The organism is Streptomyces sp. Tu 2975, from assembly GCF_009832925.1.
Lineage (GTDB): Bacteria > Actinomycetota > Actinomycetes > Streptomycetales > Streptomycetaceae > Streptomyces.
Map to the genome: position 1 here is coordinate 409,956 of NZ_CP047140.1, position 13,848 is coordinate 423,803.

Annotated in this window: 13 protein-coding genes; 6 read left to right on the forward strand and 7 right to left on the reverse strand. The window is 70.8% G+C overall.

The window, feature by feature from the left end:
• The first annotated feature begins 61 nt into the window (after nt 1-61).
• From GLX30_RS01640 to GLX30_RS01650, 3 genes are all read left to right on the forward strand, one after another.
• Complete coding sequence (locus GLX30_RS01640) at nt 62-1,090, forward strand: SPFH domain-containing protein (RefSeq protein WP_159682648.1); 1,029 nt, start codon at nt 62-64, stop codon at nt 1,088-1,090.
• Nucleotides 1,087-2,016 carry a hypothetical protein gene (locus GLX30_RS01645; protein WP_159682651.1) on the forward strand — a complete coding sequence of 310 codons (930 nt, stop codon included), beginning with the start codon at nt 1,087-1,089 and terminating at the stop codon, nt 2,014-2,016. The genes GLX30_RS01640 and GLX30_RS01645 overlap by 4 nt, the downstream gene beginning before the upstream one ends.
• 302 nt (nt 2,017-2,318) lie before the next feature.
• The gene (locus tag GLX30_RS01650; RefSeq protein WP_159682653.1) at nt 2,319-2,969 is read left to right on the forward strand and encodes a DUF4360 domain-containing protein; all 651 of its coding nucleotides are present in this window, start codon (nt 2,319-2,321) and stop codon (nt 2,967-2,969) included.
• A gap of 67 nt (nt 2,970-3,036) precedes the next feature.
• On the opposite strand, the gene GLX30_RS01655 is transcribed toward GLX30_RS01650, so the two are convergent.
• The 3 genes from GLX30_RS01655 to GLX30_RS01665 are packed head-to-tail and all read right to left on the reverse strand — an operon-like array spanning nt 3,037 to nt 5,458.
• Nucleotides 3,037-3,840, reverse strand: a complete 804-nt coding sequence (locus tag GLX30_RS01655; protein WP_159682655.1) for an amino acid ABC transporter ATP-binding protein — start codon at nt 3,838-3,840, stop codon at nt 3,037-3,039.
• Between the two features lie 53 nt (nt 3,841-3,893).
• Nucleotides 3,894-4,694: an amino acid ABC transporter permease gene (locus GLX30_RS01660; RefSeq protein WP_159682657.1), complete on the reverse strand. Its 801-nt coding sequence runs from the start codon at nt 4,692-4,694 to the stop codon at nt 3,894-3,896.
• Nucleotides 4,691-5,458: an ABC transporter substrate-binding protein gene (locus GLX30_RS01665; RefSeq protein WP_159694792.1), complete on the reverse strand. Its 768-nt coding sequence runs from the start codon at nt 5,456-5,458 to the stop codon at nt 4,691-4,693. Before GLX30_RS01665 ends, GLX30_RS01660 begins: the two co-directional genes overlap by 4 nt.
• Nucleotides 5,459-5,780: 322 nt before the next feature.
• Here GLX30_RS01665 and GLX30_RS01670 point away from each other — a divergent pair, with 322 nt between their 5' ends.
• Entirely contained in the window at nt 5,781-6,203 is a 423-nt protein-coding gene (locus GLX30_RS01670) for a hypothetical protein (RefSeq protein ID WP_159682659.1), read from the forward strand.
• 160 nt (nt 6,204-6,363) lie between these two features.
• Nucleotides 6,364-8,694: a protein translocase subunit SecD gene (gene secD / locus GLX30_RS01675; protein ID WP_159682662.1), complete on the forward strand. Its 2,331-nt coding sequence runs from the start codon at nt 6,364-6,366 to the stop codon at nt 8,692-8,694.
• Between the two features lie 88 nt (nt 8,695-8,782).
• On the opposite strand, the gene GLX30_RS01680 is transcribed toward secD, so the two are convergent.
• Both GLX30_RS01680 and GLX30_RS01685 read right to left on the reverse strand, forming a co-directional pair.
• Nucleotides 8,783-9,235 (reverse strand): heme-binding protein, encoded by a 453-nt coding sequence (locus tag GLX30_RS01680; protein ID WP_159682664.1) that lies wholly within the window; start codon nt 9,233-9,235, stop codon nt 8,783-8,785.
• Nucleotides 9,236-9,375: 140 nt separating this feature from the next.
• The gene (locus tag GLX30_RS01685; protein ID WP_159682666.1) at nt 9,376-10,644 is read right to left on the reverse strand and encodes an MFS transporter; all 1,269 of its coding nucleotides are present in this window, start codon (nt 10,642-10,644) and stop codon (nt 9,376-9,378) included.
• A 240-nt stretch (nt 10,645-10,884) separates the two neighbouring features.
• Between GLX30_RS01685 and GLX30_RS01690 the strand changes: the two genes are divergently transcribed.
• Nucleotides 10,885-12,162, forward strand: a complete 1,278-nt coding sequence (locus tag GLX30_RS01690) for a glycoside hydrolase family 16 protein (RefSeq protein ID WP_159682668.1) — start codon at nt 10,885-10,887, stop codon at nt 12,160-12,162.
• Between the two features lie 181 nt (nt 12,163-12,343).
• Here GLX30_RS01690 and GLX30_RS01695 read toward each other — a convergent pair whose 3' ends face one another.
• Complete coding sequence (locus GLX30_RS01695) at nt 12,344-13,111, reverse strand: NPP1 family protein (protein WP_159682670.1); 768 nt, start codon at nt 13,109-13,111, stop codon at nt 12,344-12,346.
• 211 nt (nt 13,112-13,322) lie between these two features.
• On the reverse strand, nt 13,323-13,763 hold the full coding sequence (locus GLX30_RS01700) for a GNAT family N-acetyltransferase (RefSeq protein WP_244257953.1): 441 nt from the start codon (nt 13,761-13,763) through the stop codon (nt 13,323-13,325).
• Nucleotides 13,764-13,848 lie beyond the last annotated feature (85 nt).

Genomic DNA, 13,848 nt, shown 5'->3' on the forward strand with positions numbered 1-13,848 from the left:
CGTATTGACGATAAACCTCATGGGCGATATCGTCAGGAAGACGAAAAGAGGGGGTCCTGTCATGGCCGACATCACCGCGCGTCTCGGCTGGCGTCACCTGCGCGCCGCACCCACCGCCCACGTCCGCCACCACAGGCGCGGACGCCTCGCCCACGACGGCACGGGCCTCAGCTTCTGGTTCCGCGCCCTCACCGCCGCGCTCTCCGAAGTGCCGGTCGACGACCGGGAGTTGGCGGTGTCGTTCCACGCCCGCACCGCCGACTTCCAGGACGTCTCCGTGCAGGCCACCGTGACGTACCGGATCAGTGAGCCCTCGACGGCCGCCACCCGTATCGACTTCTCCATCGATCCGGACACCGGGGCGTGGCGCGCCGCGCCGCTGGAGCAGATCGCCACCCTGCTCACGGAGACCGCGCAACAGCACGCGCTCGACGTGCTGGCGCGCACCCCGCTGGCGTCGGCGCTCGCCGACGGCGTCGCGTCCGTACGCGGGCGCATCACGGAGGGGCTGGCCGCCGAGCCGCGACTGCCGGCGACCGGTATCGAGGTGGTGGCCGTGCGGGTCGTGGCGATCCGGCCGGAACCGGAGGTCGAACGCGCCCTCCGAACCCCGGCACGCGAGCAGATCCAGCAGGAGGCGGACCGCGCGACGTACGAACGCCGGGCCGTAGCCGTGGAGCGCGAGCGCGCCATCGCGGAGAACGAACTCGCCAGCAAGATCGAACTGGCCAGGCGCGAAGAGCAGTTGGTCGAGCAGAACGGCACCAATGCGCGACGTCAGGCCGAGGAGAGCGCTGCGGCCGACGCGGTGCGGGCAGAGGCGGAGGCGAAGCGGAAGGTACGCCTCGCCCGGGCGGAGGCCGAGGCCGCGGAGGCGGTCGGCGGGGCGCGGGCCGGGGCCCAGGCCGCCTGGCTACGGGTGCACGGCGACGTGGATCCCGCCACATTGCACGCCCTGGCGGTCACCCGGCTCGCCGAGAACCTGCCGCGGATCGACAGCGTCACCCTCTCCCCCGACGTTCTCACCGGCCTGCTCGCCCGGCTCGGCGGGCAGCAGCCGGGCGGGGCAGGCGGCGGAGGCGGCTCGTGAGCCTGGCCCCGCGGGCCGTCCTTGTGCACCGGACCACCGAGTACGAGGATTTGCTGGCCCGGCACGGGACCCATGGCCAGGCCGACTTCTTCCTCGCCTCGCGGGGCCGGAGCATCCGCGACGTGGCCCTGCGGCACCATCGGGCGCAGCGGGCGCTGGCGGAGGTGGCGGCCGCCGTTCCCCTCCAGTGGCGGCAGACCAGGGTGGAACGCGGGGACCTCGACCGGTTCCTTTTCGCCCCGGAGGACGTGGTGGTCGTGGTGGGCCAGGACGGGCTGGTGGCCAACACCGCCAAGTACCTCGCCGGCCAGCCAGTCGTGGGCATCGACACGGAACCGGGCCGCAATCCGGGGGTCCTGGTGCGCCACCGCGTCGATGACGCGCGGCGGCTGCTCCGCTCGGCCGTGCTGCCCGGACGCCCGGCGGACGAACTGACCATGGTGGAGGCGGTCGCCGACGACACCCAGCGGCTCCCGGCGCTGAACGAGATCTACCTCGGCCGCCCCGGGCACCAGACCGCCCGTTACCGGCTGGACCAGGACGGCGAGGGACCCGGCGGGAAGGGGCCCGCCGTGGAGGAATCCGGCGGGGAGGCCCAGGCGTCCTCGGGCGTGCTGGTGGGCACGGGGACGGGCGCGACCGGCTGGCTGCGCTCGCTGTGGCAGGAGCGGGGCAGCACGCTCGGGCTGCCCGGGCCAACCGATCCGCGGCTCGTGTGGTTCGTCAGGGAGGCCTGGCCGTCCCCCACGACCGGGACGAGCAGGGTGGCCGGTGCGCTCGGGCGCGGGCAACGGCTGCGGATCACCGTCGAGTCGGACCGGCTGGTCGTCTTCGGCGACGGCATGGAGAGCGACGCCCTGAACCTCACGTGGGGGCAGTCGGTGTCCCTGGGCATCGCGGACATCTCGCTGCGACTGCTGGATTGAGCCGACGGCCGCTGCCGCGCCGGCCTGCCGAATGGCCGGACATCGCTCTAGTCCTCCCCTCCATCGGTTTCTACCATTCGACCAACTCCCGGGCCGCGAACGTCCGGGAGCCTCGGCCGTGAATGTCATGTACATGATGCTTCAATCAATCCCGGCACGCCCGGCCGAATCACAGGACGGTCCAGCGCACTTGGTCCGTGACGGCCCACGCCACGCGAGCGGACGGCCGCACCCCCCACCTGACGGCCGGGCCTCCCCATGCCCGGTCCGCCCGGCACCGACAGCAATGGATTGGAGAACCCATGACCGGTGGACTGCTGGTGAGCGGCGCGTTGGCCGCGCTGTTCGCCTCCGCGATCCCCTCGCAACAGAGCCCGTCCGTCATCACCGACCCGCCGCCGGACAAGATCGTGATCGAGGTGGCGACGGTCAACGGATCCGGGTGTCCCGCGGGGACGGCCGCCGTCGCCGTCTCACAGGACAACACGGCCTTCACCGTGACGTACAGCGACTACCTCGCCCAGGTCGGCGGCGGCGCCCCGAGCACCGCGTTCCGCAAGAACTGCCAGCTCAATCTGATCGTGCACGTACCGCACGGCTTCACGTACGCGGTCGCCAGCGCCGACTACAGAGGCTATGCCTCGCTCCAGCCCGGGGCGAGCAGCACCGAGAAGGCGTCGTACTACTTCCAGGGCTCGCCGAACACCGAGTCACGCACCCACGCGTTCCGCGGCCCCTACGACGACAACTGGCAGGCCACGGACGAGACGGACTGGGCGCAGCTGGTGTGGGCGCCCTGCGGTGTCCAGCGCAACTTCAACATCAACACGGAACTGCGGGTCAACGCGGGCACGTCGGCCCCGTCGCAGACCAGCTTCATGACCATGGACTCCACCGACGGTGACATCAGCACCATCTATCACCTGGCCTGGAAGGAGTGCCCGGGACGCTGACCCGCGCGGCCCCGGCCGGGAACGTCCCCCGCCCGGCCGGGGCACCGGGCAGGTGCCCGGTGCGGGGTCACAGCTCCTTGGCGGGGCCTTCCGAGCCGGTGTCCCCCGGCTGTTCGGCGGCGGCCGGATCCAGGATGCGCATCAGGAAGTTCCGGGTCCGTTCGTGCCGCGGGTCGCCCACGACCCGTTCCGCCGGCCCTTCCTCGACGATCACCCCGCCGTCCATGAAGACCACACGGTCGGCGACCTCCCTGGCGAAGCTCATCTCATGGGTGACGACCATCATCGTCATGCCCTCGGCCGCCAGCTGGCGCATGACCGCGAGGACGTCGCCCACCAACTCCGGGTCGAGCGCGGAGGTCGGCTCGTCGAAGAGCATCACCTCCGGTCCCATGCTCAGCGCGCGGGCGATGGCCACCCGCTGCTGCTGACCGCCGGAGAGCTGCGACGGAAAGGCGTCGGCCTTGTCGGAGAGGCCCACCCGCTCCAGATTGCGCCGTGCCACCTCCGCGGCCTTCGCCTTGTCCCTGCGCAGGACCCGCCGCTGCGGCAGGGTGAGGTTGTCCGTGACGCTGATGTGCGGGAAGAGATTGAACTGCTGGAAGACCATGCCGATGCGGCGGCGCACGGCGTCGATGTCGACGTCGAGGTCGGTGACCTCCGTGCCGCCCACGAACACCTGACCGGCGGTCGGCTCCTCCAGCAGGTTCACACAGCGCAGCAGCGTCGACTTGCCGGAGCCGGACGGGCCGATGACGCACACCACCTCGCCCCGGCCGATGTCGAGGTCGATGCCGCGCAGCACGTGGTTGTCACCGAACGACTTGTGCAGGCCCCGGATCTCGATCTCGGGGCGGTCCGTACTGTCCATGATCCCGCTGCTCCCGCTTCCCGACGACTGTGGCCCGACCGGCATGTGAACCCTCACCTCGCCTTGTCGGCGCGGGCCTCGAGGCGGCGCACCACGAAGCTGAGCGGCACGGTCACCAGGAGGTAGCAGAGCCCCGCGACGAGGATCGGCGTGGAGTTGGCGGTCTGGCTGGCCAGGTCCCTGCCGAACTTGGTCAGTTCGCGCTCCTCGAGGGTGACACCGAGGAACAGCACCAGCGAGGAGTCCTTGAAGAGCAGGACCAGTTCGTTGGTGAGTGGGGGAATGACGATCCGGAACGCCTGCGGAATGATCACCGAGACCATGGCCCTGGCGTGCGAGAAGCCCAGCGACCTGGCGGCCTCCATCTGCCCCTTTGGCACCGCCTGGATACCCGCCCTGATCGTCTCCGCCATGTAGGCGGCGGCGACCAGACCGAGACCGAGGGCGACCTTCCCGTAGGTGCCGCCGGGGATCTCGGTGCCGGGGAAGGCCAGCGGCACGGCCACGCCGACGAAGATGAAGATCAGCAGTGCGGGCAGACCGCGGAAGATCTCGATGTAGACGCCCGCCACCCACCGGTAGGGGGCGACCGACGACAACCGCATCAGCGCGATGATCAGACCCAGCACCAGGCCGAAGACGAAACCGGACACCGTGTAGACCACGGTGTTGCGCAGCGCGGTGGTGATGATGGCCGGGAACAGCTCCGAGGCGAGGTCCTTCTGCGCGAACTGGTTCTGCAGACGGTCCCAGTCGGCCAGCAGGCCGACCATGACGAGCGCCGCGACGAAGACCGCGTACTGGATGCCTTGCGACACCCGCCGCCGCTGGCGGCGGGTGAGGCGTGAGGTCACGACTGCGCCTTGGGCAGCGGGCCGATCCACTGCTCGTAGAGCTTGTCGTAGGTTCCGTCGGCCCGGGCGTCCTGGATCGCCTTGTCGATGGCGGCACGCAGCTTGTCGTTGCCCTTCTTCACCGAGAAGCCGTACTGCTCACCGGTCTCGATGTTCTGGCCGAGGGCGAACTGGGCGGCGTTCGCCTTGTCCTTCAGCCAGCCCTGGACGACGGGGTAGTCGATGATCACCGCGTCGACCTGGCCGGTGCGCAGCCCGTTCAGCACCGCGTCCGAGCTCTCGAAGGCGACGGGGTCGAAGCCCTGGCTCTTGGCGTAGCTCTCGCCGGTGGTCTCCGCCTGGGCGCCGAGCTTCTTCTTCCCGGACTTGACCTCGTCGAGCGACGTCACGCCGCTCTCCTTGGTGGCCAGCAGCGCCTGGGTCGCGTCGAAGTAGGGGACGGAGAAGTCCACGTTCTTCTTGCGCTCGTCGGTGATCGTCATACCGGCAGCGGCGAGGTCGCACTCGCCGGAGTTGAGGAACGCGCCGGTCTTGAAGTTCTCGAACGGCGTGTCGAGGATCTTCTGCTCGACGTCGAGGTTCTTCGCCACCAGGTCGATCAGCGCGACGTCGAAGCCGACGACCTTGCCGCCCTGCTCGAACTGGAACGGCGGGTAGGGCAGGTGGGTGCAGGTGGTCAGCTTGCCCTTCTCGACCACGGGGACGCCTCCCGCGGCCTCGCCCGGCCCTTCGTCGGAGGAGCCGCATCCGACGGCGAGGAACATCCCGGCTGCCACGGCACCGGCTGTGGCGCGGACGCGGAAGCTGCTGCGGTGGCTGCGATGGCCGCTGACCGTCCCGAACACGATGACCTCCAGGAGTGGGGGGACACGGAAGGCCGCGGTCCGCGACCGTCCGCCGAGATCGTAAGCCACCGGATGCGTGGTGCGCCGGAGCCGTCCACCAGGTGTTCCACCCTTCGGACACTCCACGGAGTTCGACACCCACGGCGGCGGCGCGCTCCCCAGGCTCTAGGCTGAGCGACGGCAGACGTCCGCAGGGTCTTCGGACGTCGCCAGGGAACGACGACCGGCGAGGGAGGGCGGGATGGGGAGACGGGTCCGGCTCGTCCTCGCGACCGCACTGCCGGCGGCCCTCTTCGGCGTCTGGTCGGTGTTCCTCCTTCTCACCGGCGCCACCGGCCACGGTGCGCAGCCCGTCGCCGGCCCCGTCGTGGTCGCACCCGCCGAAGCGGGGGCGGGCACTTCCCCACGCCCCGTCGCGGCCCACCGGACCGTGCCGAACACACTCCAGGCCCGGCCCGTCGCAGCGGTCCCCCAACTGCTGGCCACTGAGAACACCCAACGGCTGCCCGGCACTCCCCCGGCGCTGCCCGGTGCACCGGTGTCCGCGCACACCCACCCCCTGCACGGCCGGGAGACGGCCGGTCCGTGCCAGGAGCGCGCCCCGCCCTCCGGCGTGTACGACCCGCGGCACACCCGCGGTCCCCCCTCCACCCGGCACAGCTGACGTTCCGGGGCCTGTCACGGCGATCCGCCGGCAGGGCCCCAAGGCGTCCGCCGTCCGGTACCGCTGCGTGTCCGCGGACCGGTGCGCGTGACGTCCTCTTCCCCGCGTCCTCAATCAGCGCAGGCGCCGGGCGCGCCTGCGTGCTGCCCGTGGAGCACCCATGTCATCTCGCGCAACGTTCTGGCGGGCGCTGCTCGCGCTCGCCGTCGTCGCCGTGTCCCTGTACGTCGCCCTGACCACACCGGCCCGGCTCGGCCTGGATCTGCGGGGCGGAACCCGTATCGTCCTCGAGACCCGGGACTCCCCCACCGTGACCGCCGACCCGGAGGCCACCGACCGGGCGATGGAGGTGCTGCGCCGGCGCGTCGACGGGCTCGGTGTCACCGAGCCCTCTCTCGCGCGTTCCGGGGAGCGGCGCATCGTCGTCGAACTTCCCGGCCTGAAGGACCCCCGCGAGGCCGCGAAGGTCATCGGCCGCACCGCGCAGTTGACCTTCCACCCCGTCACCGGCACCTCGGCGGGACCCGCGCGCGCTCCCGGGAAGGACGGCGCGCGTGTCCTCGCAGACCCCGACGCACCGGGGCAGTTCCTGCGGCTCGGCCCGCCCGCCCTCACCGGTGACGGGGTCGAGGACGCGGAGGCGGTGCTCGACACCCTCGAGGGCCGCGGCTGGACCGTCGACCTCTCCTTCCACGGCGACGCGGCGAAGCAGTGGGCACGCGTCACGGGCGAAGCGGCCTGCGCGGCGCCCGCCGATCCAGCGCGCAGGGTCGCGATCGTCCTCGACGACGCGGTGGTGTCGGCGCCGGGTATGCAGAGCAGCGTGCCCTGTGGGGCGGGCATCACGGGCGGCTCCGCGCAGATCACCGGCGGATTCACCCCGGGCGAGGCCCGCGACCTGGCCGCTCTGGTGAAGGGCGGCGCGCTGCCCGTGCCGGTGACGACCGTGGAACAGAGCACCGTGGGACCGACGCTGGGCGCGGAGGCCGTCCGGGCCAGCGCAGCGGCAGCGGTGATCGGACTGCTCTGCACCGGCCTGTTCGTCATCGTCGTGTACCGGCTCCTCGGCCTGCTGGCCACCGTGGCGCTCACGCTCTACGGGCTGATCTCGTACGCCGCCGTGGTGGCACTCGGGGCGACGCTCACCCTGCCCGGGCTCGCCGGGTTCGTGCTGGCCATCGGCATCGCCGTGGACGCCAACGTGCTCGTCTTCGAACGCGCCCGGGAGGAGTTCGCACGCCCGGGAGGCCGGGGCGGCGCCAGGCGCCGCGACCTGAAGTCCGCGCTGCGGACCGGGTTCAGCAAGGCGTGGAGCGCGGTGGCCGACTCGAACATCACCACGCTGCTGGCCGCAGGGCTGCTGTTCGTGTTCGCGACCGGCCCCGTGAAGGGCTTCGGGGTGACCCTCGCCATCGGCGTGCTGGCGTCGATGGTCTCGGCCATGCTGATCACCCGGCTGCTCGCCGAGTGGGCGCTGAGCGTGCCGTACGTCCGGCGCCGTCCCGAGTTGACAGGCATGGCCGGGCCGGGCCGGCTGCGTGAGCGGCTCGCCCGGCGTACACCGCGCCTGATGCGGCATCGGCGCCGCTGGCTCGGGATCTGTTCGGGGCTGCTGCTCCTCGCGATCGCCGGGGTCGGCGTGCGCGGGGCGGAGTTCGGGGTGGAGTTCACCGGCGGCCGGGCCGTGCAGTACACGGCCGAACGGTCCGTCGACGCGGACACGGCCCGCGAGGCGGTCGTCGGCGCCGGATTCCCCGACGCGGTCGTGCAGTCGACCGACGACAACGGTTTCTCCGTACGCACCAAGGAACGCGGCGACGACGAGCAGGAGCGGATCCGCGGCGCGCTCGACGACGTGGCAGGGCAGTTGACCGTGGAACGCGACGATCTCATCGGTCCCAGTCTGGGCAGCGAGCTGCGCCTGTACGCGCTGATCGCGCTCGGCGTCGCGGTAGCGGCACAGTTGCTGTATCTGTCCGTGCGGTTCCGGTGGACGTTCGCGACGGCCGCCGTCGTCGCGATGGCACAGGACGTGGCACTGGTGGTGGGTCTGTTCGCCTGGCTCGGCAAGCCGATGGACAGCGTCTTCCTCGCCGCACTGCTGACCGTCGTCGGCTACTCGGTCAACGACACGGTCGTCGTGCTCGACCGACTGCGCGAACTCCGCAGGACCGGCGGCTCGATCCCGCTGGAGTCCCTGGCGGACCGGGCCGTCGCGCAGACCCTGCCCCGGACGGTCAACACGGGCATGGGGGCGCTGTTCGTCCTCGTCGCGCTGGCCGTCCTGGGCGGTGACTCGCTGACCGACTTCTCCATCGCCCTGCTCGCGGGAGTGGTGCTCGGAACGGCGTCCACCGTCTTCACCGCGATGCCCGTGGCGCTCCTCCTCCAGTCCCGGTACCCCGAGTCACGCGGCGCCGGCGGGTCCGGGCGCGTGAAGCCGGCAAAGGAGGGAGGCAAGGCGAGGGACCGTTCGGGCGCCGTGGTCTGACCCGGGCGCCGGCCGGACATGCGCCGCCGCCGCTGCGGCAGGTGATGCCACAGCGGCGGCGTGCGGGCCGGGTCGGGTTCCTCGGACGTCAGGCGGCGAGGTCCTCGTCCGTGCGCGTGTCGCCGTCCAGCGCGGTGACGGCAGCGGCGGCGAAGCCGTGGTCCTGCTCCGGAGCGCCGCCGCCGACGCCGACGGCACCGACGAGCCGTCCGTCGCGGAAGACCGGTATGCCGCCGGCGATGAAGAGCAGCGGCCGGTCGAGCGCGGTCGGCAGGGTGTGGAACAGGCCGCCGGGCTGCACGGCGTCGACGAGGTCGGCGGTGGGGGCGCCCAGTTGGAGCGCGGTGTACGCCTTGCGGGTGCTGGTCTCGCCGGCGATCAGCACCGCCTGGTCGTCGCGGCGGAAGGCCAGCAGATGGCCCCCCGCGTCGAGGACGCTGACGGCGACGGTGACGCCGGCGGCCTCTGCGGCGGCGCGGGCCGCGTCGAGCAGGGTCTCCGCGTCCTGGACGGTCAGCGGGGCGGTGGCGGTGGTGCTCATGGGGGTGGGTCTCCTGATTTTGGCGGTGCGGTTCCGCGGATCGCTCCGTGCGGTGCGGTTCCGTTGATTGCTCGTGCGGTTCTGGGATGCGGTGGGGTACCGCTGCTTGCTCGTGCGGTTCTGCGGTGGTGGTCGGGGGGTCAGCGGCGTGCCGCGGTGACCGGTGCCGGTTCTGCGGTCGTAACGGCCGCGGGCATGGTGCCGAGGTTCGCGGTGGCCGGATCCGCGGCCGGGGAACCGGCGAGGGCACGGCTGCCTCGGCGGGAATTCCGGCGTTCGAGGAAGGCGGAGAGGACCGCGAGGACGAGCGCGGCGGCGGCAAGGACGGCTCCGACCCAGTTGGGGGCGGTGAGCCCCATGCCGGCGGCGATCACGATGCCGCCGAGCCAGGCGGACAGCGCGTTGCCGAGGTTGAAGGCGCCGATGTTGACGGCGGAGGCCAGGGTCGGGGCGCCGTGCGCCTGGTCCAGCACGCGCTTCTGCAGCGGGGGCACGGTCGCGAAACCGAGGGCGCCGATCAGCAGGATCGAGAGGGCGGCCAGGACCTTGTGGTGCGCGGTGACGGTGAACAGGGCCAGGACCACGGCGAGTGCGGTCAGAGTCGTGTAGAGCAGGGGCATGAGGTGCTTGTCGGCGTACTTGCCGCCGAGCAGGTTGCCGCCGACCATGCCGACTCCGAAGAGGACGAGCAGCCAGGTGACGGACGTGTCGGCGAAGCCGGCGACCTCGGTCATCATCGGCGCGATGTAGGTGATGGCGGCGAACACGCCGCCGAAGCCGAGGACGGTCATCGCCATGGCCAGCAGCACCTGGGCGTTCCTGAAGGCAGCCACCTCGTCGAGCAGCCGCACGCCCTGCGGCCTCGGCATGTCGGGGACGAGCCGGGCGATGCCGAACAGGCCGATGACACCGAGCAGGGCGACGATCACGAAGGTGGTGCGCCAGCCGATGGACTGGCCGATCAGGGTGCCCCCGGGGACACCGACCACGTTGGCGACGGTCAGGCCGGTGAACATCATCGCGATCGCGCCCGCCTTCTTGTCCGGGGCGACCAGTCCTGCCGCCACGACGGAGCCGATACCGAAGAACGCACCGTGGGCCAAGGAGGCCACGATCCGGCCGGTGAGCATCATGCCGAAGGTGGGCGCCAGGGCCGACAGGACGTTGCCCAGCACGAAGAGGCCCATCAGCAGCATCAGCATCCGCTTGCGGGACACCTTGGAGCCGAGTGCGGTCATCAGCGGGGCGCCGACGACCACGCCCAGGGCGTAGCCGGTCACCAGCAGACCCGAGGTGGGGATCGAGACCCCGAAGTCGGCCGCGACCTCGGGGAGCAACCCCATGATCACGAACTCGGTGGTGCCGATGCCGAAGGCACCGACAGCCAGGGCCAGCAGCGCTAGAGGCATGGGGAGGACCTTTCAGAGGATTGCGAGTGCGGCTTACGAGCGTCGACAATAGTTGCAGACGCATTTGATTGCAAGCGCTCCCTTTTGCGGAGCGGCGGCATCCGAAGACGCCTCGCCGCCAGGTCCGTACCAAACTCTTGACACTCACTTAGTTCACTTCTTAAATCACGTAATGAACTAAGCTGCTGTCATATCCATGACAGGAGCCCCTTCCTCCCTCACACAACGGAAGGGAGAGTCATGGACTCCCCGCGCTCCCCACGGCGCCTGCTCGCGACCGTTGTCTCCGCCTTGGTCCTGGCCACGGTCGGCACCGGACTGGCGACCGGCGCGCCCGCACCTTCGTCACAGGCGGATCACGCTCTCCGGCCGGCCGCCGAGGCCGCCGCCGTCACGTTCTCCGACGAATTCGACGGTCCGGCCGGCTCCGCCGTGGACAGTGGCAAGTGGCAGATCGAGACCGGCGACAACGTCAACAACCACGAGCGGCAGTACTACACGGCCGGCAACCGGAACGCCGTGCTCGACGGGCAGGGCCATCTGGTCATCACCGCCCGCCGCGAGAACCCCGGCAACTACCAGTGCTGGTACGGACGTTGTGAGTACACCTCGGCCCGGCTGAACACCGCGGGCAAGTTCACCACCACCTACGGCCGGGTCGAGGCGCGGCTGAAGGTGCCCCGCGGGCAGGGCATGTGGCCCGCCTTCTGGATGCTCGGGAACGACATCGGGCAGATCGGCTGGCCGGCCTCGGGCGAGATCGACATCATGGAGAACGTCGGCTTCGAACCGTCCACCGTCCACGGCACCCTGCACGGCCCCGGCTACTCGGGTTCCGGCGGTATCGGCGCCGGATACACGCTCCCCGGTGGTCAGGCCTTCGCGGACGCCTTCCACACCTTCGCCGTCGACTGGTCACCGAACAAGGTGACATGGTCGGTGGACGGCAACGTCTACCAGACCCGTACGCCTGCCGATCTGGGCGGCCGCCAGTGGGTGTTCGACAAGCCGTTCTTCATCATCCTGAATCTCGCGGTCGGCGGCTACTGGCCCGGCGACCCCGACGGCAGCACGGTCTTCCCCCAGCAGCTCGTCGTGGACCATGTACGGGTCACCACGGGTGACAGCCCGGCGACCGGCGGGCCGATCACCGGCATCGGCGGCAAGTGCGTGGACGTGGCAGGAGCGAACACCGCCAACGGCACCCCCGTACAGCTCTACGACTGCAACGGCACCGCGGCCCAGCGCTGGAGCGTGGGCAGCGACGGCACCATCAGGGCGCTCGGCAAGTGCCTCGACGCCGCCGGCGGCGGTACCGCTGACGGAACCCTCGCACAACTCTGGGACTGCAACGGTTCAGGAGCCCAGCGCTGGGACGCGAACGCGGCGCGCGACATCGTCAATCCCCAGGCGAACAAGTGCCTCGACGCCAGCGGTAACAGCTCCGCCGACGGAACCCGGCTCCAGCTCTGGACCTGTACAGGAGCCGCCAACCAGAAGTGGGCGGCCACCAGATGAACCGCTGAGGCGCTGAAACGGCCTCCCGGGCGGGTGCCGCGCCACTGCCGGTCCGTCTCCGCCGCCCAGGAAGGCCCGTGGCCCGGGCATCCTTCGAAGGATGCCCGGGCCACGGGTCCGTGGACCGTCGCCATCAGGGGACGCGCGTACCTGACCTACCTGTCCACTCCCGGCGGCGTCCTCAGGCGTGGGGGTCGAAGGGGATACCGGCCGGCTTGGCCTTCTCCAGGTGGTGGTTGAAGTTCCCGTCCTTCAGACCGAAGACGGCACTGCCGAACTGAGCCTGGCTCAGCTTGTCGCGCAGCCCGGCCGGGTAGCCGTTCCAGCCGACAAGGCGGGGGAACTGCCATCCGTGGTAGTGGTTCTCCGGCGGCTCGTCGTCGGAGTTCGCCAGGCGGAAGCAGTGCGTGCCTATGCCGTCCTTGTGGTAGACGATCTTGGGGTGTGTGCCGTCCCACCGGACGCGGTCCCGGCCGTGGATGCCGAAGTTGCCGTGGGCGGAGGTGGACACGTACCGCGCCTCGTTGTTCTGCACCCACACCACGACGTGCTCCCAGTCGTGGCGGTGCCCGCCCAGTCCGCTGCCGGCGACGGCCTGGTCCTTCTCGAAGTAGAGGCCGTACATGATCGCGCACCAGCCGTTGTTGCACTTGTGGCGCGCGTATCCGTTGGTGTTGTCGAGGTCCCAGGCGTCACGGCACTGGCCGTTGACCGCACCGGTCGTGTTGAGCCCGGTGGCTATGGTCCCGTCAGGTCCGACGGCGGGTGTGGGATAGCACCCGTCCGTGTCGTAGTCGAAGGCCGGCTGGAAGGTCTGCTCCAGTCCGTCCGCGTCGGCCGGCAGAGCTGCGGGCGGGGCGGCGACGGCGCTGCCGGAAGACGCCATGACGAGCACGACTGCGCTGCCGAGAACGAGCGAGACCCTGCGGATACGTGATGTGCTGCGCAATGCGTCCTCCTGGTCGGCCGGCGGTGTGGGGCACGCGGCTCAATTGGCATGCCCATATCAATCCACGCCAACCTCGTTGATGTCACTGCGCTTTGCCCGTCCCGGGTCCCGAAGGCGGGGGCGGCCGGGCACCACGCCGCACGGTGCGTGGCACTCGGTGAGCCGCTGAGCGGCCGGCCCTCGTCGTCGCGCACCGCCCGGCGGGACGGCCTCAGGACAGCCGGAGGTCGATGTAGGGCACGCTGTCGCCCGGCAGGAGATACCGCTCGACCTCGGTGAACCCCCGGGACCGGGCAAAGTGGAGCCCGTCCTCGTTGGACGCGAGCACGACCGTCTCGATCACATCCGCACCGAGTGCGTGCGCCTCTGCCAACTCCCGCTCGTAGAGTTGCCCGCCGATGCCCTGGCGACGGTGGGCGGGGAGCACCCTGGAGATGACCGTGGCGGTCGGCGTGCCGTCCCTCGGCAGCCGAACGGTCGAGCAGCCGACGAGGACGTCGCAGAGGTACGCCACGGTCAGTCGATGGCGCGTGGAGCGCTCGCGGACCTCGTCGAGCGACAGGAGGTGCGAAGGGATGATCGAGTTGTGGACGTGCTGCCAGTCACGGAGCATGGCATCGTCGTCCACCTGCTGGATGCGAAGTGAGGACACGGTCCACAGAAGAACGTGTCCGCTGCGGACCCGTCAACTGCGACAGCGTTGCCGCGAGATGAGGGGCGCTGCGCGCCTGTCCCCG